The 24,611-nt window shown below is 70.4% G+C and carries 22 protein-coding genes; 12 read left to right on the plus strand and 10 right to left on the minus strand.

The annotated features are described in order from the left end of the window. Positions 1–22 precede the first annotated feature (22 nt). Positions 23–1,837 (minus strand): serine/threonine-protein kinase, encoded by a 1,815-nt coding sequence (locus ABFT23_RS01150; protein WP_347891949.1) that lies wholly within the window; start codon positions 1,835–1,837, stop codon positions 23–25. A gap of 132 nt (positions 1,838–1,969) precedes the next feature. Here ABFT23_RS01150 and glgX point away from each other — a divergent pair, with 132 nt between their 5' ends. From glgX to ABFT23_RS01170, 4 genes are all read left to right on the plus strand, one after another. Further along, complete coding sequence (gene glgX, locus ABFT23_RS01155) at positions 1,970–4,153, plus strand: glycogen debranching protein GlgX (protein WP_347893036.1); 2,184 nt, start codon at positions 1,970–1,972, stop codon at positions 4,151–4,153. Between the two features lies 1 nt (position 4,154). Continuing rightward, entirely contained in the window at positions 4,155–6,461 is a 2,307-nt protein-coding gene (gene treY / locus ABFT23_RS01160; protein ID WP_347891950.1) for a malto-oligosyltrehalose synthase, read from the plus strand. A gap of 1 nt (position 6,462) precedes the next feature. Further along, positions 6,463–8,214: a malto-oligosyltrehalose trehalohydrolase gene (treZ, locus tag ABFT23_RS01165; protein ID WP_347891952.1), complete on the plus strand. Its 1,752-nt coding sequence runs from the start codon at positions 6,463–6,465 to the stop codon at positions 8,212–8,214. Positions 8,215–8,320: 106 nt separating this feature from the next. Further along, positions 8,321–9,829 (plus strand): sulfatase-like hydrolase/transferase, encoded by a 1,509-nt coding sequence (locus ABFT23_RS01170; RefSeq protein WP_347891953.1) that lies wholly within the window; start codon positions 8,321–8,323, stop codon positions 9,827–9,829. A gap of 69 nt (positions 9,830–9,898) precedes the next feature. On the opposite strand, the gene ABFT23_RS01175 is transcribed toward ABFT23_RS01170, so the two are convergent. The 3 genes from ABFT23_RS01175 to ABFT23_RS01185 are packed head-to-tail and all read right to left on the minus strand — an operon-like array spanning position 9,899 to position 11,761. Then, positions 9,899–10,606 (minus strand): NAD-dependent deacylase, encoded by a 708-nt coding sequence (locus tag ABFT23_RS01175; RefSeq protein WP_347891954.1) that lies wholly within the window; start codon positions 10,604–10,606, stop codon positions 9,899–9,901. Positions 10,607–10,610: 4 nt separating this feature from the next. Beyond that, complete coding sequence (locus ABFT23_RS01180; RefSeq protein WP_347891956.1) at positions 10,611–11,225, minus strand: class I SAM-dependent methyltransferase; 615 nt, start codon at positions 11,223–11,225, stop codon at positions 10,611–10,613. Next, positions 11,222–11,761 carry a hypothetical protein gene (locus ABFT23_RS01185; RefSeq protein ID WP_347891958.1) on the minus strand — a complete coding sequence of 180 codons (540 nt, stop codon included), beginning with the start codon at positions 11,759–11,761 and terminating at the stop codon, positions 11,222–11,224. The genes ABFT23_RS01180 and ABFT23_RS01185 overlap by 4 nt, the downstream gene beginning before the upstream one ends. 1,482 nt (positions 11,762–13,243) lie before the next feature. On the opposite strand from ABFT23_RS01185, the gene ABFT23_RS01190 reads away from it, so the two are divergent. Beyond that, the gene (locus ABFT23_RS01190) at positions 13,244–13,681 is read left to right on the plus strand and encodes an SRPBCC family protein (protein WP_347891959.1); all 438 of its coding nucleotides are present in this window, start codon (positions 13,244–13,246) and stop codon (positions 13,679–13,681) included. Here ABFT23_RS01190 and ABFT23_RS01195 read toward each other — a convergent pair. Continuing rightward, positions 13,671–14,279 carry a TetR family transcriptional regulator gene (locus ABFT23_RS01195; RefSeq protein WP_347891960.1) on the minus strand — a complete coding sequence of 203 codons (609 nt, stop codon included), beginning with the start codon at positions 14,277–14,279 and terminating at the stop codon, positions 13,671–13,673. The genes ABFT23_RS01190 and ABFT23_RS01195 overlap by 11 nt on opposite strands. Positions 14,280–14,370: 91 nt before the next feature. Here ABFT23_RS01195 and ABFT23_RS01200 point away from each other — a divergent pair, with 91 nt between their 5' ends. The 6 genes from ABFT23_RS01200 (at position 14,371) to ABFT23_RS01225 (ending at position 18,928) form a co-directional block, all read left to right on the plus strand. Further along, positions 14,371–15,840: a DHA2 family efflux MFS transporter permease subunit gene (locus ABFT23_RS01200; RefSeq protein ID WP_347891961.1), complete on the plus strand. Its 1,470-nt coding sequence runs from the start codon at positions 14,371–14,373 to the stop codon at positions 15,838–15,840. A gap of 26 nt (positions 15,841–15,866) precedes the next feature. Beyond that, the gene (locus tag ABFT23_RS01205) at positions 15,867–16,880 is read left to right on the plus strand and encodes an SLAC1 family transporter (protein WP_347891962.1); all 1,014 of its coding nucleotides are present in this window, start codon (positions 15,867–15,869) and stop codon (positions 16,878–16,880) included. Positions 16,881–16,895: 15 nt separating this feature from the next. After that, the gene (locus ABFT23_RS01210) at positions 16,896–17,117 is read left to right on the plus strand and encodes a hypothetical protein (RefSeq protein ID WP_347891963.1); all 222 of its coding nucleotides are present in this window, start codon (positions 16,896–16,898) and stop codon (positions 17,115–17,117) included. A gap of 93 nt (positions 17,118–17,210) precedes the next feature. Continuing rightward, positions 17,211–18,086, plus strand: coding sequence for a DUF3152 domain-containing protein (locus ABFT23_RS01215; RefSeq protein WP_347891965.1), 876 nt, complete (start codon positions 17,211–17,213; stop codon positions 18,084–18,086). A 69-nt stretch (positions 18,087–18,155) separates the two neighbouring features. After that, positions 18,156–18,575, plus strand: a complete 420-nt coding sequence (locus ABFT23_RS01220; RefSeq protein WP_347891966.1) for a hypothetical protein — start codon at positions 18,156–18,158, stop codon at positions 18,573–18,575. Between the two features lie 20 nt (positions 18,576–18,595). Then, a complete protein-coding gene (locus ABFT23_RS01225; RefSeq protein ID WP_347891968.1) occupies positions 18,596–18,928 on the plus strand; it encodes a hypothetical protein in 333 nt (110 codons plus the stop codon). A 533-nt stretch (positions 18,929–19,461) separates the two neighbouring features. On the opposite strand, the gene ABFT23_RS01230 is transcribed toward ABFT23_RS01225, so the two are convergent. From ABFT23_RS01230 to ABFT23_RS01240, 3 genes are all read right to left on the minus strand, one after another. Beyond that, positions 19,462–19,935 carry a hypothetical protein gene (locus ABFT23_RS01230; protein ID WP_347891969.1) on the minus strand — a complete coding sequence of 158 codons (474 nt, stop codon included), beginning with the start codon at positions 19,933–19,935 and terminating at the stop codon, positions 19,462–19,464. A gap of 306 nt (positions 19,936–20,241) precedes the next feature. Beyond that, complete coding sequence (locus tag ABFT23_RS01235; protein ID WP_347891970.1) at positions 20,242–20,967, minus strand: helix-turn-helix domain-containing protein; 726 nt, start codon at positions 20,965–20,967, stop codon at positions 20,242–20,244. 65 nt (positions 20,968–21,032) lie between these two features. Beyond that, complete coding sequence (locus tag ABFT23_RS01240) at positions 21,033–22,190, minus strand: PDDEXK family nuclease (protein WP_347891971.1); 1,158 nt, start codon at positions 22,188–22,190, stop codon at positions 21,033–21,035. A gap of 212 nt (positions 22,191–22,402) precedes the next feature. Here ABFT23_RS01240 and ABFT23_RS22570 point away from each other — a divergent pair, with 212 nt between their 5' ends. Next, complete coding sequence (locus tag ABFT23_RS22570; protein ID WP_457622814.1) at positions 22,403–22,846, plus strand: MGMT family protein; 444 nt, start codon at positions 22,403–22,405, stop codon at positions 22,844–22,846. A gap of 347 nt (positions 22,847–23,193) precedes the next feature. Here ABFT23_RS22570 and ABFT23_RS01245 read toward each other — a convergent pair whose 3' ends face one another. Continuing rightward, the gene (locus ABFT23_RS01245) at positions 23,194–24,084 is read right to left on the minus strand and encodes a hypothetical protein (protein ID WP_347891972.1); all 891 of its coding nucleotides are present in this window, start codon (positions 24,082–24,084) and stop codon (positions 23,194–23,196) included. A 48-nt stretch (positions 24,085–24,132) separates the two neighbouring features. Next, a complete protein-coding gene (locus tag ABFT23_RS01250) occupies positions 24,133–24,540 on the minus strand; it encodes a hypothetical protein (protein ID WP_347891974.1) in 408 nt (135 codons plus the stop codon). Positions 24,541–24,611: the final 71 nt, after the last annotated feature.

The raw sequence follows: 24,611 nt of genomic DNA on the forward strand, positions 1-24,611 counted from the left end.
CACGAACCAGGGTCCGGGGGGCTCAGCCGAGGGAGTCGAAGTACGCCGACTGCTGCTCGAACGTCATCAGCTCGGTGGCGGGCGGCGTGTCGACCTCGAGCTCGGCGTCGAACTCCGAGAAGGCGTAGTCGGCGGCGCTCGACTCGATGCGCAGCACGTGGTGCGGGTCGTCGGCGGCGACGGTCAGGGTCGCGTCGCGGCCGGCGCCACGGTTGCGCAGGGTGATCGACGGGCGCCCGTCGGTCTCGCCCACCGCGCCCTTCTCGTTGGTCGCCGCGGTGCTGGCGAGCCGGCGGTCGAGCTGGCCGGCGAGGTCGCAGGCCTCGACGAGGTCGTCGCCGTCGACGCCCTGCTGGATCCAGCGGCCCTCGGCGGCCTCGATCAGGCCCGCCGCCGAGGCGTCGGTGTAGCTGCCGGCGCCGACGAGCCACTCCTGGTTGGGGCGCACGTAGACCGAGGCGATCTCGGTCTCGGTCTCGGGGAGCACCAGCAGGTCGGCCTGCGCACCCGTGTCGATGCTCAGCTCGCCGAGGCAGCCGCCGGCGACGTTCGTGCGCACGTCGTAGCGCACCTCGTGGTCGGTGGTCGAGGTGAAGGTCTGCACGATGCGCACGGTCTCGAGATCGCTCATCGCCTGCAGCCCGGCGGCGGTGATCGCGTCGCCGTCGAGGTCGACGAACGCCTGCTCCTCGGCCGTGAGCCCGCCCGGGTCGGGGTTGTCGCCGCCTCCGTCGCCGCCGAGGACCGCGAACGCCGTCCCGGCGCCGATGCCGACGACGACGAGGGCCGCGAGCGCGATCGCCGCGCGGCGTCGTCCGGGACCGCGGGTGGGGGGCGACGCACCGGGCGCGGGGGCCGGGTCGGTCGGCGCCTGGGCCCGCCGGACGCCGGTGCCGCCCACCGGCGGTGCGTGGGTGGGTTTGCGCACGGTCGACTCGGCCGCGAGCGGCGTCGCCGGGCTCGGCAGGCCTGCCGTCTCGCCGTAGGCGGGGTCGTCGGTCATGCGCAGCGCGGCCTGCAGCGCGTCGCGCACCTCGTCGGCCGAGCGGTAGCGGCGCTGGGGGTCCTTCGACATCGCCGTGCGGACGACGTGGTTGACCTCGGCGACCAGCGGCGAGTCGCCGGGCAGCTGCGGCACCGGTCGCGAGGCGTGCCCGGCCATCACCTGGATCTCGGTGACACCGGTGTAGGGCGGGGCGCCGGTGAGCGTCATCCAGAGCAGGCAGCCGAGGGCGTAGACGTCGGTCGCGACCGACGCCGGCTGCCCCAGGTTGAGCTCGGGCGCCATGTAGGACGGCGTGCCGACCGCGCCGGCGACCCGGCTCAGCTCGGCGTCGACGCGACGCGCGATGCCGAAGTCGCACAGGTAGGCCTGGAAGCGCCCGCCAGGGGCCTGGCGCAGGAGCACGTTGCCGGGCTTGATGTCGCGGTGCACGAGACCGGCCGCGTGGGCGTCGGAGAGGCCGCGGGCGACCTGGTCGATGAGGTCGAGGGCCTCGCCGAACGGGCGCGGCCCCTGCTCGGCGACGAGGTGGCCGAGGTCGCCGTCGGGGATGACCTGGCTCGCGATGTAGAGGAACCCGTCGTCCTCGCCGTGCGCGTAGACCTGCACGACGTGGTCGGAGTCGAGCGAGGCCTGCAGCCGGGCCTCGCTGGTGAACCGGGCCCGGAACGCGGGGTCGTCGGCGTAGGCCGGCGCGATCACCTTCAGCGCGACCGGCCGGTCGAGGTTGACCTCGAGCGCCTCGTAGACCACGCCCATGCCGCCCGCGCCGAGCTGGGACAGCACCCGGAAGCGACCGATGTGGTCGCCGGGCTGGGGGTAGGCCGTGGGCACGCGTCCGTTGTACCTCACACCGCTCTCACCCGGGCAGGGCTGCCGCCGTCCCCGGGCGCTGTGCTTGACTCCTTTGGATCGATCAAACGACTCGATCAGACGACCGGAGGACCCGTGAGCGACCCCACCCCCCTGGCCGTGTGGCCCGGCCAGGCCTACCCGCTCGGCGCCACGTTCGACGGCACCGGCACGAACTTCGCGCTGTTCAGCGAGGTCGCCGAGCGCGTCGAGCTGTGCCTGTTCGACGCCGACGGCGCCGAGACGCGTATCGACGTCCAGGAGGTCGACGCCTACATCTGGCACTGCTACCTGCCGCAGGTGCAGCCCGGCCAGCGCTACGGCTACCGCGTGCACGGCCCCTGGGACCCCGCCCAGGGACTGCGGTGCAACCCGAACAAGGTGCTGCTCGACCCCTACGCCAAGGCCACCGCCGGCGAGATCGACTGGGACCAGAGCCTGTTCGGCTACACCTTCGGCGACGAGGACTCCCGCAACGACGACGACTCCGCCGCCCACGTGGCGCACGGCGTCGTCATCAACCCCTTCTTCGACTGGGAGGGCGACCGACGGCTGAACTACCCGTACAACGAGTCGGTCATCTACGAGGCCCACGTCAAGGGCATGACCCAGCTGCACCCCGAGGTGCCCGAGGAGCTGCGCGGCACCTACGCCGGCCTCGCCCACCCCGCCGTCACCGACCACCTCGCTCGCCTCGGCGTCACCGCCATCGAGCTCATGCCGGTGCACCAGTTCGTGCAGGACTCCACGCTGCTCGACAAGGGCCTGCGCAACTACTGGGGCTACAACACGCTCGGCTTCTTCGCCCCGCACCACGAGTACGCCTCGGCCGGCCGGCTCGGCGGCCCGGGCCCGCTCGGGCAGCAGGTGCAGGAGTTCAAGGCGATGGTCAAGGCGATGCACGCCGCCGGCATCGAGGTCATCCTCGACGTCGTCTACAACCACACCGCCGAGGGCAACCACATGGGCCCGATGCTCAGCATGCGCGGCATCGACAACCAGGCCTACTACCGGCTCGTCGACGACGACAAGAAGTTCTACATGGACTACACCGGCACCGGGAACTCGCTCAACGTCGGTAACCCGCACGCCCTGCAGCTGATCATGGACTCGTTGCGCTACTGGGTGACCGAGATGCACGTCGACGGCTTCCGCTTCGACCTCGCCTCGACGCTCGCCCGCGAGTTCTACGAGGTCGACCGACTCGCGGCGTTCTTCGAGCTCGTGCAGCAGGACCCGGTGGTCTCGCAGGTCAAGCTCATCGCCGAGCCGTGGGACATCGGCCCGGGCGGCTACCAGGTCGGCGGCTTCCCGCCGCAGTGGACCGAGTGGAACGGTGCCTACCGCGACACCGTGCGCGACTTCTGGCGCGGCGAGCCGGCGCTCGGCGAGTTCGCCTCGCGCGTGGCGGGCTCCTCCGACCTCTACGAGCAGTCCGGACGCCGTCCGTTCGCCTCGATCAACTTCATCACCGCCCACGACGGCTTCACCATGCGCGACCTCGTCTCCTACAACGAGAAGCACAACGACGCCAACGGCGAGGACTCCCGCGACGGCGAGGACCACAACCGGTCCTGGAACCGCGGCGTCGAGGGCCCGACCGACGACCCCGAGATCCTCGCCCTGCGCTCGCGGGCGCAGCGCAACCTGCTCGCCACGCTCCTGCTCAGCCAGGGCGTGCCGATGATCCTGCACGGCGACGAGTGGGGCCGCACGCAGCACGGCAACAACAACACCTACGCCCAGGACTCCGAGATCGCCTGGATGGACTGGGTCGACGTCGACCAGCCGCTCATGGAGTTCACCGCCGCGCTCGTGCGTCTGCGCCGCGACCACCCGACCTTCCGCCGCAAGCGCTTCTTCACCGGCAGCGAGGTGCGCATCGGCGAGCCCGGCGAAGACCGGCTCAACGACATCGTCTGGCTCCACCTCGACGGTCGGCCGATGGACGACGGCGACTGGGACGGCGGCTCGCAGGCCATCGGCATGTACCTCAACGGCAACGGCATCGCCGGCAAGGACGCCCGCGGCGCCACGATCACCGACGACCACTTCCTGCTCTACTTCAACGCCGACGGTCCGGCCGACCTCACCCTCCCGCCGGAGGAGTACGCGGCCTCGTGGGACGTCATCGTCAACACCGGTGGCTCGGCCGACGCCTCCTCGGTCTGCGCCGCCGGGTCGACCTTCCACCTCGAGTCGACGAGCGTGCTGGTGCTGCGCGAGCACCGCGAGCCCGAGGCCGAGCCCGACCACTCCGTCGCGGCGTCGGTGGCCGCCCAGACCCGGGCGGTCTGACGTGGCGGCTCCTGTCAGTGGTCCGGCGAAGACGCCCACCAACACCTATCGGCTGCAGATCAGGGAGTCGTTCGACCTGTTCGAGGCCGCGCGCCACCTGCCCTACCTGCGCGACCTCGGCGTCGACTGGGTCTACCTGTCGCCGCTGCTCGAGGCCGAGCCCGGCTCCGACCACGGCTACGACGTCGTGCGGCACGACCGGGTCGACCCCGCCCGCGGCGGTGCCGAGGGCCTGGCCGCGTTCTCCGCCGAGGCGCGTCGGCTCGGGCTCGGCGTCCTCGTCGACATCGTGCCCAACCACGTCGGCATCGCGACCCCGCGCCACAGCGTGTGGTGGTGGGACCTGCTGACCCACGGCCAGGACTCGCGCTACGCCGAGGCCTTCGACGTCGACTGGGACGTCGCGGGCGGCAGGATCCGCATCCCGGTGCTCGGCGACGACGGCCTCGACTCGGTCGTCGTCGACGCGCCGACCGACGGGTCCGCGGGCGTCGTCCGCTACCACGAGCACGAGTGGCCGCTCGCGCCCGGCACGACCACGCTAGAGGAGCAGCACTACGAGCTCGTGCACTGGACCGTCGCCGACCACGGCCTCAACTGGCGCCGCTTCTTCGCCGTCAACACCCTCGCCGGCGTGCGTGTCGAGGTGCCGTGGGTCTTCGACGAGACGCACGTCGAGATCAAGCGCTGGTTCGACGAGGGCCTCGTCGACGGCCTGCGCGTCGACCACCCCGACGGCCTGCGCGACCCCGAGGGCTACCTGCGCGACCTGGCGACGCTCACCGGCGGCGCCTACGTGCTCGTCGAGAAGATCCTCGAGCCCGGCGAGGCACTGCCGTCGTCGTGGGCGACCGCGGGCACCACCGGCTACGACGCCCTCGGTCTCGTCGACCGGGTGCTCACCGACCCCGACGCCGAGCACGTGTTGCCCGGCGCCGACCTCGACTACGGCCGCATGGTGCACGACGCGAAGCGCTGGATCGCCGACGGCATGCTCGGCTCCGAGGTGCGCCGCACCGTGCGCGAGCTGCCGGCCTCGCTCGTGGCCGACGACGATACGCCGGGCGAGCTGCTCCTCGACGCCGACGCCTTGGAGGACGCCGTCGCCGAGCTCGCCGCCTGCTTCGGCGTCTACCGCTCCTACGTGCCCGAGGGCGTCGAGCACCTCGAGGCGGCCGCCGCCGCGGCACGCTCGTACCGGCCCGACCTCGCCGCGACGATCGACGCGCTCGTGCCCGTGCTGGGCGACCCCGGGCTCCCGGTGGCCCGCCGCTTCGAGCAGCTCACGGGCGCCACCATGGCCAAGGGCGTGGAGGACACGACGTTCTACCGCTACAACCGGCTCACGTCGTTGAACGAGGTGGGTGGAGACCCCTCGCACTTCTCGCTGAGCGTCGACGCGTTCCACGATGCCATGGCCCACCGACAGTCCACGTCGCCGCTGGCGATGACCACCCTGTCGACCCACGACACCAAGCGCGGTGAAGACGTCCGGGCCCGCATCGCCGTCCTCGCCGAGGTGCCCGGGCGCTGGCGTGCCTCCCTCGACCGGCTCCAGACGCTGACGCCGATCGCCTCGCCCGCCTTCGCCTCCTTGCTGTGGCAGGCCGTCGTCGGCGCCTGGGACCCCGACGACGCCGACCTGCGCCCCCGTCTGCACGCCTACGCCGAGAAGGCGATGCGCGAGGCCGCCGACCACACCACCTGGACGGCGCCCGAGCCCGACTTCGAGGCCACCGTGCACGCCGCCGTCGACGCGGCCTTCGACGACGCCGACGTCGCCGCGGTGGTCGCCGACCTCTACGGCGCCGTGGCCGCGCCGGCCGCCACGAACACCCTGTCGGCCAAGCTGCTCGCGCTGACGATGCCGGGCGTGCCCGACGTCTACCAGGGCTCCGAGCTGTGGGAGCAGTCGCTCGTCGACCCCGACAACCGGCGCCGGGTCGACCTCGCGCTGCGCGCCGACCTCCTGGCCGGGCGCGCCACCCACCTGCAGCTGCCCAAGCTGCGGGTCACCGCCGAGGCCCTGCGCCTGCGCCGCGACCGGCCCGAGCTGTTCACGGCCTACGCCGCCGTGGCGGTCGGTGGCGCGGCGGCCGCGCACGCGATCGCGTTCGACCGCGGTGGCGCCGTCACGGTGGCCACCCGCCTGCCCGTCGGCCTCGCCGAGCGGGGCGGGTGGGGCGACACCAGGCTGGCGCTGCCGGCCGGCACCTGGCGCGACCTGATCACCGACACCACGACCGACGGCGAGGTCGCCCCCCTGCTGTCGACCTACGGCGTGGCGCTGCTCGTGAAGGAGGACTGAGATGTCCGAGACGACCCGCGGACCCTTCGATGTGTGGGCGCCCCGCGCCACCCGGCTCAGGTTGTCGGTGGCGGATGAGACGGTGCCCATGCACCAGACGGACGGCGGGTGGTGGACCCCGTCCGAGCCCACCCCCGACCCGACGAAGGGAGACGTCGACTACGGCTACCTCATCGACGACTCGGACGCGCCCCGACCCGACCCGCGGTCGCGGCGCCAGCCGGCGGGCGTCCACCAGCGCTCGCGAACCCACCGCCCCGAGACCTTCTCGTGGAGCGACGACACGTGGACGGGCCGGCAGCTGGCGGGCGCGGTCATCTACGAGCTGCACCTCGGCACCTTCACGCCCGAGGGCACGCTCGATGCCGCGCTCGGCCGGCTCGACCACCTCCGCTCCATCGGTGTCGACCTCGTCGAGCTGATGCCGGTCAACTCCTTCAACGGCACCCACAACTGGGGCTACGACGGGGTCTGCTGGTTCGCGGTCGACGAGACCTACGGCGGGCCCGAGGCCTACCAGCGCTTCGTCGACGGCTGTCACGCCGCCGGGCTGGGCGTCGTCCAGGACGTCGTCTACAACCACCTCGGGCCGTCCGGCAACTACCTGCCGGAGTTCGGGCCGTACCTGAAGACGGGGCGCAACACCTGGGGCGACCTGGTCAACCTCGACGGCGACGACAGCGCCGAGGTGCGGCGCTACATCATCGACAACGTCCTCATGTGGTTCCGCGACTTCCACGTCGACGCGCTGCGGCTCGACGCCGTGCACGCGCTGCACGACGAGTCGCCGACGCACCTGCTCGAGCAGATGGCGATCGAGGTGGCGGCCCTGTCGGCCCACCTCGGCCGGCCGCTGACGCTGATCGCCGAGTCCGACCTCAACGACCCGCGCCTGGTCACGCCGCGCGAGGCCGGCGGCTACGGGCTCGACGCGCAGTGGAGCGACGACTTCCACCACGCGGTGCACGTCGCGCTCACCCGCGAGACCACCGGCTACTACGCCGACTTCGAGCCGCTGGGCGCGCTGGCCAAGGTGATCGAGAAGGGCTTCTTCCACGACGGCACCTTCAGCTCGTTCCGCGACCGCGACCACGGCGTGCCGATCGACACCGCGGCCATGCCGACGTGGCGGCTCGTGGTGTGCAGCCAGAACCACGACCAGATCGGCAACCGCGCGGTCGGCGACCGGATCACCGACGTCCTCGACGACGACCAGCTGGCATGCGCAGCCCTGCTGACCCTGTGCGGTCCGTTCACGCCGATGCTGTTCATGGGCGAGGAGTGGGCGGCGTCCACGCCGTTCCAGTTCTTCACCTCGCACCCCGAGCCCGAGCTCGGCCTGGCCACGGCCGAGGGCCGCATCGAGGAGTTCGAGCGCATGGGCTGGGACCCCGCCGTCGTCCCCGACCCGCAGGACCCCCAGACGTTCCAGCGCTCGAAGCTCGACTGGACCGAGACGTCGTCGCCCCGGGGCGCCCGCATGCTCGAGGTCTATCGCTCCCTGGCCCGGCTGCGGCGGGCGCACCCCGAGCTGACCGACCCGTCCTTCGGGCGCACGACGTGCGAGGTCGACGAGGCCGCGCGCCTGTTCCGCATGCGCCGCGGCGCTCTCGAGGTCGTGGTCAACTTCGCCGACGAGGCGACGTCGGCCCCGGCCGCGGGCACCCGGTTGCTGTTCGAGACCGAGTCCGGGGTCGAGCTGTCCGAGGGCACGCTCACGCTCCCGGCCCACGCCGGTGCGCTGCTGGGCTGACGCCTCCGGCGTCGATGAGGCGCCGTCCCACGCGTCACGTAGCCTGGCTGCTCCCCCGGCCGGACGCCGTCCGAGCCTCCCCGAGCGAGCAGGAGTGGGCCCGAACGTGCGAGTCAAGCTGGTGGTCCCGATCGTGGCGACGTCGCTCGTGGCCGTCTCCGGGCTCGCCGCCTGCTCGTCCGAGAACGACGGGACGGCGAGCAGCATCCAGTCGCCCGCGCTCGTCCGGCCAGCGGCGCCCACCGACCGGAACGCGATCGTCGTCGTGGTCGACGACGCCACCGACATGACGTGCTCGAGCCTGCAACGGTTCATGCCGAAGACCGCACGCGTGCTGCGCAACCAGGGCACCTGCTACGAGAACGCGACCGTCACGAGCCCCGCGTGTGCGCCGTCGCGGGCCACGCTGATGACCTCGCAGCTGCCCCACAACAATCGGGTCGTGACCCAGGTCGACGCCGCTCGGCTGCAGCCGAGCGAGACGGTGCAGGCCGACCTCACCCGCGCCGGCTACGACACCTACGGCACCGGCAAGTTCTTCAACGGCGTCAGCCCGTGGCTGGTCGAGTCGGGCGAGCGGAGCAGCGGCTTCGGGTCGTCCGACTTCTGGGCCGGCTCGGAGTACTACACCTACAAGCTCTGGAACGACGAGACGCAGCGCCCCCAGCGGCCCCGCGACCGCGTGCACGCCACCACGCGCACAGGCCTGTTCCTGCGCTCGTTCGTCGAGCAGCAGGCCGACTCGGGTCGCCCGTTCTACGCCTACGCCGCGTTCAAGGCCCCGCACACCGACAACTCGGCCACCAACGCCAAGGACCGGCTGCCTCTGTCCACGCCGGCCAACGCCCGGCGCGCCGTCCCGCCGTTCCGGTTCGACCCCGAGCTCGACCGACGCGACAAGCTCGCGACGTTCCAGGGCAAGATCGGGTCACGGCGCTACTTCCAGCGGCTCTACACCGCCCGCACCCGCGCGCTCTACGACGTCGACGACGAGATGGGCAAGACGTTCGATGTGCTGCGCCGCGAGGGCATCCTCGACAAGACCGCGATCATCTTCACCAGCGACAACGGCTACCACCTCGGCGAGAACGGCTGGGAGACCAAGGGCGACCCCTACCCGGCGTCGATCGACACCCCGCTGCTGGCCTACCTGCCCGGCACCTTCGCGGCGGGTCGCACCGAGCAGAAACCGGTCGGCGTCATCGACATCGCGCCGACCCTCTACCAGCTGCTCGGGGTGAAGCCCGGTCACCGCCTCGACGGGCGGTCGCTGTTGAGCAAGCAGCGACGTGGCTCGACCTTCCACCAGATGGTCAACGAGAAGAAGCGCACCCCGAGCATCCGACCCCGCGGCGGGTTCTTCCCGGCGCGGGTGCCGTCGTGGGCGATGTGGCGCAACGGCGACCGCTCCTACGTCGAGTACTACCGCCACAACGGCACGCTGCTGCGCGCGGAGTTCTACCGCGACGCCGCGATGAAGCGCAACCTGCTCTGGCCGGGCTACCGCTCCGAGCGGCCGTCACGCAAGGTGATCGGCCAGTTCCGCTACAAGCTGCGCCAGGCCAAGAGGTGCAGCGGCACCCGCGAGCAGGGGTCGGGCAACCCCTGCCCCTGACCCGACGCTGACCCGACGCTGATCGAGGTGCCGGGACCGCCCGCGGCCGAGCCTCGAGACCGTCGGTGGTCACACCGGCGCGTCGAGCCCCGACCCGAGCACCTCGTCGACCCAGGCCGGCACGAGCACGCCGGCAGGACCGTGGCGGGCCTCGGTGAAGAACGGGGTGCCCTCGCTCGGCACCAGGTTGAGCTCGAGCGTGCGCGCGCCGTGGCGCGCGGCGAACTGCACGAAACCGGCGGCCGGGTAGACCGCACCGGACGTGCCGATCGAGACGAACAGGTCGGCGCGTTGCAGCTCGACCATGATCTCGTCCATGCCGTAGGGGATCTCGCCGAACCAGACGACGTCGGGCCGCAGCTCGGTGATGCCGCAGCGGGGGCAGGGCGGGTAGTCGACGAGCGTGCCGGTCCACTCGACGCGGGCGTGGCAGGCGCGGCACAGCGCCGAGCGCAGCTCGCCGTGCATGTGGTGCACCCGGGTCGACCCGCCGCGCTCGTGGAGGTCGTCGATGTTCTGCGTGACGAGGAACAGGTCGTCGCCGAGCTCCTGCTCGAGGCGGCCGAGGGCCTGGTGGGCCGGGTTGGGCTCGACCGTGGCGAGTGCGGCGCGACGGGCGTCGTAGAACTCCTGCACCATGGTGGGCTGCGCCTCGTAGGCCTCGGGCGTGGCGACGTCCTCGACGTGGTGGCCCTCCCACAGCCCGTCGGCGTCGCGGAAGGTCGGCACCCCGCTCTCGGCGGAGATGCCGGCGCCGGTCAGGACGACGATGTGCACCCCGTCACCCTGCCAGACGGAACGACAGGACGACGTAGCCGTCCGCCTCCTCGGCCGCGGCGCCGTCCCAGCCGGCCCACCGGGCATCCTCCGTCAGGCCGGCCGCTGCGGCCGCCCCGACGACGTCGGCGACCGGCGTCGGCGGGCAGCCAGCGGGTAGGTGCTCGGCGTCGGTGCCGAACCCGCAGACCACGCGACCACCGGGCGCGGCGTGCGCCGCGAGCCGCCGCCAGGCCATGGCGAGGGTGCCGGGCTCGAGCAACGGGACGACGTTGCCGGCGAGCAACACGACGTCGAACTGCTCCCCCAGGTCGACCGACGCGAGGTCGGCGACCCGCCAGTCAAGTGTCGGCGCCTCGCGGCGGGCGACCTCGACCATCGAGGCATCGACGTCGAAGCCGACGACCCCGTGCCCGAGCTCGGCCAGCCGGACGGCGATGCGCCCGGTCCCGCAGCCGGCGTCCAGCACCCGTGCCGGGGGCGGCCACAGACTCGTGACGAACGTGGCCTCACCGTGCACGTCGACGCCGTCGTCCGCGAGGCGGCGGAACCGCTCGGCGTACGCCGTCGCGTAGTCGTCGCCGGCGTCGGACCGGGCGATGTCCTCCCAGCGGGTCACGAGCGGGGGGCCGGCGGGGGCGAGGTGACGTCGGTGTAGCCGTCACGCGAGAACAGGGTGGTCGGGCTCGTGGCGTCGCGACCCCCGACGCCGGTGATGCACGACCGGCCGTCGCGGCTCTCGACGAAGACCCGGTAGGCCCGGTCGGCGCCGGGCAGCGTGTCGCCGGAGTCGAGGTCGATCACGAACGAGCCGGTGGCCCCGTCGGCCACGTCGCTCACCGTGGCCTCGATCGTGGCGTCGGCATCGGTCGTCTCCCACCGGTCGACGGTTGCCGAAACCGCCATCTTGTAGAGCAGCAGCGGCCGGCCACAGAGCAGCGCGATGCCGGCGTCGACGTCGGCCGTCTCGGCGATCTCCTGCGACAGCTCGGCGACGTCCTCCACCGACGTGGCCTGGTCGGGGTCGTCGGGCGGGGCGTCGACGAACAACCGGACGACGGTGACGCCGGCCAGGGAGACCATCACGACCCCGACGACGGCCCACGGCAGTACCTTGAGCAACGTTCGTCGGCGCCCGTCAGAGCGCTCGGTCATGTCTTCCAGTGAACCAGGTGACGCCAGGACCACCGGAGGACGGTGCCTCAGACCAGGACGCCGGTTTGCGTCGCTCTACCCACTTGCGACGAGCGTGGGTCGCGCCTCGACGGCTCGGAGTGGAACTGGCACTCCTTCAATGGTGACGCTCCCTGGGACGGCCAGCCATTCTCCGCCTCCAACGCGCCATGTCGCGGTGTAGGTGGTGTCGACGCTTGGCGCGTAATCACCTCTGGCTCGGTAATTGTGGGTCACCTGGAGGTCCGGGTACGGAGCACCAGGTGACCTCGTTCGGTGATGGGCAGACTTCTCGAAATGCCATGCATACGAAGACGGCCTGATCTCGAGCTCAACCGTCTGTCCCAAGAGGTTGAGTGACCTGCGATGAATCGCGGGCACTGTGTAGAAGTTGGTTTCGAAGTTGACCAGCGTCCTTCCATTCGGCGGCTGTACTGTCAGTTCTGACGGCGGGAGCTCGACTCGCGCAAGTGCACCGGCAACCATGCCTGCCGTGACGATAGGCGGCTGGTTTGAAGCCATAGCCTGCTGCGCGTCGTGACAGAACACGTCAGCAACCACCTCAAGGCTGGCGGCCTGCCCCGGGCAACTGTCCGCCGGCGGCGCGGAGGACGACGCCTCGTAACCAGCACTCGACCCATCGGTCTCATCACAAACTCTGATCGACCGGGTGTCAGTCACAGTGCCGGTCAGGGTGAATCGGGTCTCCGTCGTCGTGATCCAGCGACAGTCGGCGTGGGCCGGAGCAACGCACACCAAGAGTGAAACGATGAAGACTGATGCGCTTACAAGCCACCTCATGAGAGAAAGTCCAAGTCGCCGACCGCCCATGAGCCATTCGATTCAGTGAGGCGTAGTTGGATTATGAAATTGTCCGGTGGCGTGATTCGCTCCTCGCCTCCAGACTCGAAGGTCGCGACACTGCGGGCTGCAGAGATGCCGGCGGACACCCTCCCGGTTTGTCCAAAGTCGTCGGTCTTGCGGACCGCCACCACTGACCACCCGTCCGTCACGGTCGCGCCACCAGCGGCTCGCTGCCTCTTCGTGTTGCTCACGAGCTGGCTGCATTCGCTACATGACGCCGTGCTGAGTGCTTCGAACTCCTCGTACCTGCCTTCATTGACCATTACGTTCAGCGCCGAGACCCATGCGCGGGCGGTCTCTTCCGGCGACCGTGGCTGCGGTTCGGGCGAATTCGAAGTGGCGGCTGGATCGGTCGGCTCTGACGTCTGGGTCGGCTCGGACGTGGGCGGGGACGAAGAGACCGGAGGTGACGTCGGATCAGCGACGTCGGCGTCCGAGTCGCCGGTGCACGCCGAGACGGCGAGCGGGAGCACGAGAGCGAGGAGTGTGAGTCGACGCATGGGTGGGACCTTTCCGAGAATGCGCCGACCGTACCTACGCCCGACCGCAGAGAACAGGCCCCGGGACGTATCTGTGGATAACTCCGACTAGCGTGGAGCCATGGCCAAGGTGACCGCCCAGACAGAGACCACCCTGCCGGTCGGGCCGGAGGAGGCGCTGACCTCGCTCGCCGACTACGCCGTCACGCGGCCGGCGATCCTCACCGACCGCTACACCGACTACGCGGTGGAGTCCGGCGGCACGGGCAACGGCACCGTCGTCACCTGGCGGCTCCATGCGACCGAGAAGCGGGTGCGGCACGTGGTCGCCGACGTGACGGTCGGCGGGAGCACGGTCACCGAGACCGACCGCAACTCCTCGATGGTCACCACCTACGCCGTCACGCCGTCCGGCAGCGGCAGCAAGGTCGTCGTCACCACGACGTGGGACGGCGCGGGCGGCATCGGGGGGTTCTTCGAGAAGACCTTCGCCCCGAAGAAGCTCCAGCGCATCCACGACGACGTGCTGGCCAACCTCCAGCAGCGCCTCACTCCGTAGTCACCGCGCGCAGCAACCGGCACGTCTCGACGTAGGTCTCGACCAGGTCGACCGGCGTGCCGAGGTCGCGTGCGACCACCCACCGGTCGAGCGCGACCCGGACGGCGACGCCGGCCGTCTCGACGATCACCCGGGCCTCGAGGTCGTCGTCCGAGCCGAGCAGCTCGCGCAGCCGGACGACGAGCGCTCCGCCGCGCTCCTCGTCGACGGAGATCGAGGCCAGGCGCAGGGTCGGCTCGAGCTGCATGAGCCGGCGCACGCGCAGGAGCAGTCGCCCCGACTCGCTGCGACCGTTGTCGAAGTCGGCGAGGACGTCGCGCCAGAGCGCCTCGAGCTGCGGCAGCAGCGGGCGGGCGCCGTCGAGGGCGTCGAGCATCGCCTCCGCGCGCTCGTCGAGCTCGACGTGGGGCACGAGCGCGGCCCGCTCCTTGGTGGGGAAGTAGCGGAAGAACGTGCGGGCCGAGATGCCGGCGGCCCTCGCGATGTCGTCGACGGTGGTGCCGTCGATGCCGTGACGCTCGAAGAGGTCGAGTGCGGCGTCGCCGATCTCGCGCTCGGTCTGGCGGCGTCGTCGCTCGCGCAGCGCGTTCTCGGCCATCCGGGCAGGCTACGGGAATGCTGCGGCCCGACGCCATGTTGGCAGTGACTGCCACACTGTCACCCGCCGCCACCAACTCAGGAGATCGAGCATGACCGACCTCGCCGCCCCGCCCGACCGGAAGGCCCCCGGGCCCGACACCCGCCGCCTGATCGGGCTCCTCGTCGGCTCGGCCTTCGTCGTCATCCTCAACGAGACGATCATGGGCGTCGCGCTGCCCGAGCTGATGCGCGAGTTCGACGTCCAGGCGACGACGGCGCAGTGGCTCACCACCGCGTTCCTGCTCACGATGGCGATCGTCATCCCGGTCACCGGCTACCTGCTCACGCGCTTCCCGCTGCGCAGCGTGTTCGTGGCCGCCATGGGCTCCTTCAGCGTCGGGACGGCGATCGCCGCGCTCGCGCCGGTCTTCGCGGTGCTCGTCGCCGGCCGCGTCGTGCAGGCGGTCGGCACCGCGCTGATGATGCCGCTGCTGATCACCACCATCCTCAACCTCGTCGAGCCCGAGCGCCGCGGCCGGATGATGGGCACGATCTCGATCGTCATCTCGGTCGCCCCCGCGATCGGCCCGACCGTCTCCGGCGTCATCCTCGACCAGCTGTCGTGGCGGTGGATGTTCTGGATCGTGCTGCCGATCGCGCTGGTCTCGCTGACGATCGGCTCGCGGTGGGTCCGCAACGTCACCGAGCCCCGACGTGTGCCGGTCGACGTCGTCTCGGTCGCCTTGTCGGCGCTCGCGTTCGGCGGCCTCATCTACGGGCTGAGCAGCATCGGCGAGAGCGCCGCCGGCCACACCCCGGTCGATCCGTGGATCCCGATCGTCGTCGGCGCCGTGGCCCTCGCCACCTTCGTCGCCCGGCAGCTCGGGCTGCGCGACCGTGCGCTGCTCGACCTGCGCGCCTTCAGGGTCCCGGCGTTCTCGATCGCGGTGGCGCTCGTGGCGGTGAGCATGATGGCGCTGTTCGGCACGCTGATCCTGCTGCCGCTGTTCCTCCAGGACGTGCTCGGACTGTCCACGCTGCAGACCGGCCTCGTGCTGCTGCCGGGCGGTCTCGCGATGGGCCTGCTCGCGCCGGTGGTCGGCCGTCTCTTCGACCGCGTCGGCCCGCGCCCGCTCGTCGCCCCCGGCGCCGCCGTCGCGAGCCTCGGCCTGTGGGGCATGACGACGCTGGACGCCGGCTCCGGCCGACCGACCGTGATCGCGCTGCACGTCGTCCTCAGCATCGGCCTGGCGTTCATGTTCACCCCGCTGCTCACCTCCGCGCTCGGCTCGCTGCCCGCGCACCTCTACTCACACGGCAGCGCGATCGTCTCGACGCTCCAGCAGGTGGCCGGCGCCGCCGGCACGGCGCTGTTCATCACGGTGATGACCCGCGGCGTCGTGGCCGGCACCGAGGACGGCGTCCCGCTCGTCGAGGCGACGGCCGACGGCATCCACGCAGCACTCATGTACGGCGGTGTCATCTCGGCGATCGCCGTCCTGGTGGCGCTGCTGGTGCGGCGTCCGGCGATGCCACAGGAGGAGCCTGTGGAGGCACAGGAGCCTGCCGCCTACCACTGACGGCGCCGCGGGCGCACCGTGGAGGCATGACCACGACGGAGGCCCCACCCACCGCACGGACGGCTCCGTACGTGCACGCCGGGCCGCACTGGTTCACCACCGTCATGGGCACCGGGATCGTCGCCAACGCGGCGACCACGCTGCCGCTCGACCTCCTCGGTCTGGCGCTCCTCGCCAGGGCGGTCTGGGTGCTCGCCGCCGTGCTGCTCGTCGCCGTCGTCGCGGCGACGGCCCTGCAGTGGCACCACCACCCCGACGTCGCGCGCGGGCACCTCGACGACCCGGTGCTGTCGCAGTCCTACGGCGCCCCCGCGATGGCCCTGATGACGGTCGGCGCTGGCGCGGTGCTGCTCGGCGGACCGGTCGCCCTCGCCGCGCCGCTGTGGGTGGCCGGCACCGCCCTCGGCCTCTGGACGGCGGCCGCCGTCCCGCGGCGCACGCTCGCCCACCCCGGCGTCGGGCCTGACGACGCGTTCGGCGGGTGGCTGATGCCCGTCGTCCCGCCGATGGTGAGCGCCGCGACGGGCCCGCTGCTCGTGCCCCACCTGCCGGACGCCTGGCGGGCACCCCTGCTCGCGCTGTGCACCGTGCTCTTCGTGCTGGCGCTCGTGGCGAGCTCGGTGGTGATCGCGCTCGTCGTCCGCTGCGGACCCGGCTCGACCGTGCGGACCCCGACGCTGTGGATCGTCCTCGGTCCGCTCGGCCAGTCGGTCACCGCGGCCCACACGATCAGCGCCGCGGCCGGCGTCGACGCGGTCGGGACGGCGTACGGCCGGCCCGTCTGGGCCCTGGCGATGGCCTGGCTCGCGGTGGTCGTCGTGCTGACGGCGCGCGCGGTGCGCGACGGACTGCCGTTCGCGATGACCTGGTGGGCGTTCACGTTCCCCCTCGGCACCGTCGTCACGGGGACGTCGGCGCTGGCCGCCACGACCGGCGCGCACCTGTTCGTCGTCGTCGCCGTCGCGCTCTACGGCGCCCTCGTCGTCGCCTGGACCGTCGTGGCGAGCCGCACCGCGCTTCACGCGGCAACCTGGGCCTGACTATCCTTCACCCCCATGGGCGGTGGCATGCGCGAGCGCAGCAACCGGTCGACGTCGTCGATCGGTCGCGTGCTGGCGCTCCTGCAGCGGATGGTCGCAAGTCTCGCGACTGCTCGTCGGCGGCCCTGGTTCGCCGCTGTCCGCCCCGTGCAGCCCGGTCGCGACACCGTCGTCCCGATCCGTGTCCACCGGCCCGCCCGACCCGAGCTCCGCACCTACTCCGTCGTGCGCTGCTGAGGGGACCCGGCCTCCGCCGTCCCCCCACAGCGATCGACAGGAGACCCCCGTGCACCCCCAGAGCCCGCGTCGCACCAGCGCGCACTCGTCGCGATGACCGACGAGGCCCATCCCGGCAGGCACCGCCAGACCGACGTCGGCCGCCACCGCTCGGCGCCCGGACGGCGCCGCGCCGAGCCCGAGCGCCGGCGCGGCCTGACGGGCGCCGTCGTCGCCGCGGCCGTCGCCACCACCGCGGTCGCCGCGGTCACCGTCGCCTGGCCGTCGTCGACCGACGGGCCGACCACCGAGGCCACCGACCCCGCGACCGCCGACGCAGCCGCCGAGGCGCCCGGCGCCGGCACGTCCACGCTGTCGGCCCTCCGGGCGCCCTCGCCTGCCGAGCCCCGGCGTCCGCGACCGTCGCAGCCCACGAGGCCGGAGGAGCCCGAGGTGCCAGAGTCGGCGTCCGGCGACTTCGACACGGCGGCGCAGCTCAACGAGACCGACCCGTCGGGCGCCACCACCTACGTCGTCGAGGTCGAGGTCGGGCTGCCGATCTCCACCGAGACCTTCGCCGAGCGGGTCAACGCCACCCTGGGCGACGACCGCAGCTGGCCCTCGGGCGGCTATGACCTCGCCCAGGTGGGCGCCGACGACGACGCCGACCTCCGCATCGTGCTCGCCTCCCCCGAGACCGCCGACTCGCTGTGCCTGCCGCTCGACACCGGCGGGCGCCTGTCGTGCCGCAACGGCCGCGACGTCGTCATCAACGCCTGGCGCTGGTTCAACGGCGCCGACGCCTTCGACGGCGACCTGCGCGCCTACCGGCAGTACGTGGTCAACCACGAGGTCGGCCACGCCCTCGGCTTCGGCCACGAGGAGTGCACGGGTACCGGCGACCTGGCGCCGGTGATGATGCAGCAGACCAAGGGCGTCGACGAGTGTCGCCCGAACCCGTGGCCGGCCGAGGTCGACCTGGTCCGGTGACCTCGGGTCGTTCGGCCCTCGCGCACCACACCTGACCGGCCGCGAGGAGCCATCGGCCAGAATGGACCCGTGGCCCAGGACCGAGACCCCAGCACTCCCGCCCCGACGACCGCTCCGCGTGCCCTGACCGCGCGTCAGACCGCCCCGACCGGCCCCGGCCCCGCCCCGGGCTGGTTCGTGCTGGTCGGCGCCGTCCTGCTCATGTCGAGCCAGGGCGCGTTCGGCGACAGCGCCACGGGCGACATCGCCGCGCAGCACGCGGCCGCCCTCGCCTTCGTCGGCGGCTTCGCTGGTCTCACCCTGGCCCTCTCGCCGCAGGTCAAGGTCGCCGCCATCCCGGCCTTCATCGCCGGCGTGCTCAGTGTCCTGCTCGCCGTCCTCTCCGACGTGCCCATCGCCGCCGAGGTGTTCTCCGCAACTGCCGGCGGCGCCATGATCGTCGGCGCGGCTCTCGCCCTCGGCGGCGCGGGCCGGTCCCGCTCGGCCTAGCAGCGCTCACCGGGGTTCAGATGGACGTCGTCGATCACGCCCGGGCCGCCTGGTACCTGTTGGCGGACGGCGACGCCCTGCTCCTCGACGTGAACTGCAACCACGGCGCCGTCGGCTACTCGGTGCTGATCGAGCTGGACCCCACCGAGCGTGCTCGGTGGGAGGAGGAAGGGCGTGCCTACCTCGACGCCCTCAGCCACGAGATCCACTTCAGCGCCCCGATCGTCAGCACCCCGCCGTTCGGCGAGCCGTCGCCCTACCGGGCTCGCGATCTCAAGAGCACGCGCAGGCACGAGGTCACCAATGCGGTGCGCCGATGGCGTGAGGCGAACTCGATCCCGCCCCCGCACTGAAAGTCAGTAGTACCAGGGGGACGAGTCCGCGCCTGACGAGCCGTGACGACGAAACACGAAAAGTGCCGCTGACCTGCGGAAACGTCGATTCGGACCGTTGGTCGTCGTGGGCGAGAACGACTGGTTTTTGAGGCTCTTGCGGACTGTTTGCGGACCGCTGCGGACCGCGGCCTCGATTCAACTTGTGTCAACAGTCTTCATTGGACAGAATGTCCTGCCAAGTTGTCGCCGGTGTCAGAGGCACGACGCTCGACCGCCGCACTGCACCCTCAGGACCCAGCCTCGGCGCCGTTCAGCGTGACATGCAGTCCATTGAGCAAACACATCGTCGCTCGAAATTGCCCGGCCCCGCAGCCGAGGATCTCGCCGAGCTGGGACGCGACATCCTCGGTCCACTCGGCGTCCGATAGCTCATTCGGCTGCATGCGATGCGGACTGCGCCGCTACCGCTGGCGGTACATCGGATGGCCACACACCCGTCCGTTTGTCTCTTAATAAGAGACAAAAGGACACACCGTGTTCGCGGGCTCGGGCTATCTCTGGCACAACACTCGAAGAGCCGCACGCCCGTCGCGCCGCGCTCGATCCGGGAGAGCGAGCCAGACGACGTGGTCGTCGGTCAACGCACGCTGCAAGGCCATGAGCCGACCACGGTCGGAGCCCGCGAACCCTTCACGCTCGGCGAACGGGTCGTCGATGCAGGCGAGAAGCGCCGCAGCATCGGCGAGGTGGCGCTCGCGATCGCGGTTGTCGGTCCGGTACGCCGCGGCCTTGAGGATGAGCGCACCGATCGGCCGAGGCACGGAGATGCTGACGGCCCGCGACTCGATCTCGAGCCGCGCCTCGACGGTACGGCGGAGCGCTTGAGTGCCGCCTTCGATGCGGATCATGTCCCGACCGAGCAGCGGTTCTACGACGCTCGATGGCGCATGGTCGGCGACGAGCACGTCGACGACGTCGTCCCGCGCGTCGCTTGTCACGACGTCGATGACGTCAGCGCCACGCACGAACCGGTGAGCCGTGTTCTCCCGCGGGTCGACGTTGCCCGCAGTTCGTAGCCGATCGAGACGAGCGCTGCTGCAGCCTCCGCCAGAACTCCCCGACTGGTCTCGACGTGCAGCACGATGTCGACGTCGTTCGTGGGTCGGACGACGCCCAGGCCACGGTGGATCGTGTGCAGTGAGCCATCAGCTCGCCGACCAACGTCCATCGATCCGTCGGTAGGACGTCGGCCACCTCCGCTACCGCCGGCCATGGCCGCGGCCAACCACCGGAGGCCGCCTGTACGTCGATGATCGGTCGTTCGCTCGCCATCAGTCACTCGTCCGGCTCGAGCGCTCGCGGAACGACGTGAGGGCTCGATCGAGGGCCCGTTCACCAACTCCTCGCGTGCGGACGTCGACCGATCCGGCCGCATCGAGTGCGACCAGGACGTCGCCGTCCGTCGCGAGGGCTCGCACGACATCCAGGTCGAAACCGGTCGCTCGCAGCGTGACGTTCCCGCGCGCCGACGGGACCAGCGCATAGCTCTCGCCGAGCGCGGCCAGCTCAGAGCCGGCCACATAGCCATCGACACCGTCGGTGATCTCATCGACGAGTCCGAGTGCTGACCAGTCACGAGCAATGACGCGCGTACGAAGGCCTCGCGCCGCCGATGCGTGGCCATCGAAGATGTTGACCGTCGCGCGACCTCGCGCCTTGCTCACCAGTCCCTCGACGTCGATGGCCCGCAGAGTTGCGGCCAACCGATAGGCACTGCGCTCAGGAAGCCACGAGGCTCGAGACGCTCCGTCGGACAGCATCGCCACGGCGGCCCAAGCAGTGTTCGCACTCCAGGCACGGTCGTTCGCGGTGCGACGGGTGGCGGCGTACCGCTCGATTGACATCCGGTCGTACAGCCCGCGCGCAGCCTTGGTGATCTCACCGGCGTCGGCGAGCTGGTTGACCCGGCGCGCCGAGACGCCGAGGAGCCTTGCGGCCGCCTCGGAGTCGACCAGCCCGTCGACAGTCAGGTCAGAAACCTTCCTAATTCGGAACACATCCGACAGTACTCTGCCAGAGCCGGGGCGGCGTCACTCCTCTTGCGAGGTGGCACGAGTCAGCATCAGGCGCCAGACTCCCACGACGGAAAGCGCTGCTTGAGCCGATCGATCGTGTGAAGCCACTTCGGGTCCTGCGGCTGCACCACGATGTTCTGGTTGCCGAACAGGCCCGTTTCATTGAAGGCATCAGCTTCCACCGCGACGTTGTCGATCCACCTCACAGCCACGAAGTACTCAGTCGCGTCGGGGTTGTCGTGGTGCCATCGCTCGTGATGTTGCGTCGCATCAGCGAATAGGCGGCTGACTCCGTCGGCGTTCACCTTGAACTCGGCATATGCAACAGGTGGCCCGGCGACTTCCGCGACCCCGAGGTAGCCGGTGCCGGGTGCGTGGACCCAGATCCGCGCACCTATCGGGAGCCTGAACAGCCCACGGCTGTAGATCCGTCCGGTCGGGCTCTGACCTCCGGCACTCACGAAGCCGTACCGGCGCGCCTCATCCCACGGTCGTCCGCCGTACGCGACGTACCATTCGCCGTTCCAAGCCACTTTGTTGCGGCGGATCTCCTGCTCTGACTGCTCCTTGTTTCGGACTCGAACTTGGTAGTCCTCGGCGCCCTTGAAGGGGATCACTTGAAGGAAGTCCAAGAGGATCCGGTCCTCGAGCTTGTGTACCGCAAGACGAATCGCCGTGATGTCGACACCCTTCGCGCTCAGCCACATGATCGCGGACGTCACCTCGAGCGAGAAGTCCTCCGAGACGAGGACGATGCGGACGTCACGACCAAACTCCTCCTCCGCCTGGTCGTCGTCGATGTGCTCAACAATCTGCTCTCGTGCCGCCTCCACCGCGATGGGATCGCCGATCGTGGACCGGAACCGCGCGTACGCCTGCGCGGCCTGGTCGAGCGTGAGCGTCGACACCATGGCTGCGTAGCGAACTGCCTGCAGCTCCATGTGCTCGCCGGTACTGCCTCGCTTCAGCTCGATTACCACCAAGTTGCCCTTGCGATCAACAGCCAAGAGGTCGATGCGGCGCTTGGAGTCGGCCCAGTCCGCAAACTCCTCGGCGATCACGAGCAGGTCCTTCGTACCGTCAATCTCATGCAAGTGCAGGCGGAGGTAGGCCTGCAGATCGCGCCGCTCCCACAGTTGCTCAGCCCCCAGCGTCGTCTGGTCGAGCTTGGCGAGCCCACCGGCTTTCTCTTCGAAGATCGGCACGTCGTCGTCCTCACTGTTTGTCGGCTCGCCTCATCGGACGATGAGGAGACCAGCATGTAACGCTTGAACCACTACGTCAGCAGAGGTGTGGAAGGTACCCCGCTGGACGGCCGTAAGGTCCATCGAGATGAGTCCGCCTTGTCGTCCACTGCGCCGTAGCCGAAACTGATCCAGCGTCCACAAAGACAGCCGATGCCTACCGGAGTACCGATATGACCGAGTTCCAAGACCGCGTCTACGAAGCCGTCCGGGCCATCCCTCGTGGCGAGGTGCGCAGCTACGGCGAGATCGCCGACTCCGTCGGATCGCCCGGGGGCGGTATCGCCGTTGGCCAGGCGCTGCTTCCGCTGGAGTTCGGCGGCGACCATGGAGTTCCGTTCTGGCGGGTGGTTCTCGCAGACGGATCCGTCAACACTGCTGCCGCGGAGGTCGACTGGCCTGACGCAGTAGCGCGCCATCGCCGGATGCTGATCGATGAGGGCGTCGCGTTCACCAACGACGGCCGCGTCGCTCAACTCGCGCAACGCGCGGTTTCTGATCCGCGTCCCAATAGAGGGGCGCGGTCAACTGCGCGAACTGTCTCGGCGCCTGAACCGTGCTGGCGGCACGAGAAGGTTCAGTACTCCTGCCGAGACTGCGCTCCTGGCACGAGATAGCGACCAGCGGCCCACGGACCGACGTGGCAGCGAGCCCGGCTCAAGGCTTGGCGCGCCTCGCCGCCCGTTGAGCCCGGATCTGGTCCGCTGGAGTTGCACGAGACGGGTCTGCCCTGAGCGCATCTGATGCCGAACCCGCCTCGTTTCGCAGCCACCATTCTGCGGCGAGTTCGAACCCACGAGCTGAGTCCACCGACGCTAGGAGCCGCAGCGCGGCCCGCTTACGAACGTCGGGAGGCAGGGACATCCCCAGGCGGTAGACCTCGTCCTCACTCGGTGGCATAAGCGAAACCTACGCCGGTAGGCGACCCCCACGCCCGGCGTGAGTCGCGAGTAGGCCGCTGGCCTCAGCACGGCACGAAGTAGGTTCCACCCGGCCCGTAGCACCGCGGCCCGGTGTAGCCGTGATCGTTGTCCGTCGAGTAGTTCGGCATCTCGTTGCTCGACGGCGGCTCAGGCAGCACAGGCGGATCGATCGGCTCAGGAAGGTCGGGCACCACCGGCTCAGGCGCCGGCCTCGGCGGGCGGTGCAATCGAGTTCCGCGGCCAGGTTCAACGGAGACGCCGACCCACCGCCCCATGCGCTTGACGCGCTTGTAGACCTGGTGGCGGTCGGAGTCCCACGCGACTCCCACGAACGCGTTGCCGCGGCACACCACGCGAAGGGACCCGAGCGCGTGAGTCGTCTGCCCGCTGCTTCCCTCGTTGCAGGCCACCACGCTGCCGGACTCGCATCGCATCTGTACCGACGTGTGACTCTCGAGTCCCTGGGCGATGCAATCGCTGTCGATCCCGTCAGGCGCCACTGATTGCGCGGGCGTCAGCGGCACCGCATCATTCTCGCGCTGGCTCACATTGTCTTCCGGCTCACGACCGTTCAACGCAACGCATCCGGCCAGAAGCACCAGCAGGATGGCGATGGTCCAGCCCCACTTCGTGAGGTGATTGTTCGGTGCTGAAGACCTTGGCCTTGGCGGGTCGATCACGGGTGCTCGACGACCGGTCGACGGCGACAGATGACGCGGGCCTTGCACGTACTCCAGCCGACTGGCCCACGTGGACGAGCCAATCGCAGGAACGGGCACTCGGTGATCGGTCGCCAGCGCGTGGGTGCCCCTGTTACACCTGGAGCACTTCAGCCCGCCGATGCTGTCGGCAACGAGCCGGTGCGAGCGCCCGCGTCCACAGGGCAGACGCTCGAGGAGCTCGAAGTGTTGGAACCAGTGCTCGGTGTTCATCTCTGTCGTCTCGCCGGCGTGTAGCGGAGGTCGGGCAGCTTAGGTCGATCAGAGACCGACGGGAACGACCGCCCCGTTGATCGCGCGTGCTCCAGCCGAGGCAGCTGCTCGGTTGCCGTTGTAGGCGACGACGACCACGCCCCGACCGACACCGACGTAGCCGCCGTCAGGGAAGGCCAGGTCAACGACGTCCAGCCAGTCGGTCTGCTGACGCTCGTTACGGAAGGTGATCACGTTGACCCGCTTGCCTCGAAGGTTGCAAACCAAGCTCGACTTGGTCGCGCCACCTCGGTCGTGCAGTCGTGGGTTCTTGCATCGGATCTTGCTCGCGACAGCCGCAGCCTCACGGTTGTATCCGCCCTGGTAAGCGGCCTGTGCCGGTACCTGAACAGTGCCACCGATGACCACCGCGAGACTAACGATCAACAAGCCGACGAGCCGAACCGAACGAGCCACGCTTCACTCCTAGAAGGTTGGAAATTGCCTCGCTCCGAGCCGATGACCGTCTCGGAGCCGAGCAGAAACTA

Origin of the sequence: Nocardioides secundeburneus (genome assembly GCF_039939255.1) — a bacterium.
GTDB lineage: Bacteria > Actinomycetota > Actinomycetes > Propionibacteriales > Nocardioidaceae > Nocardioides.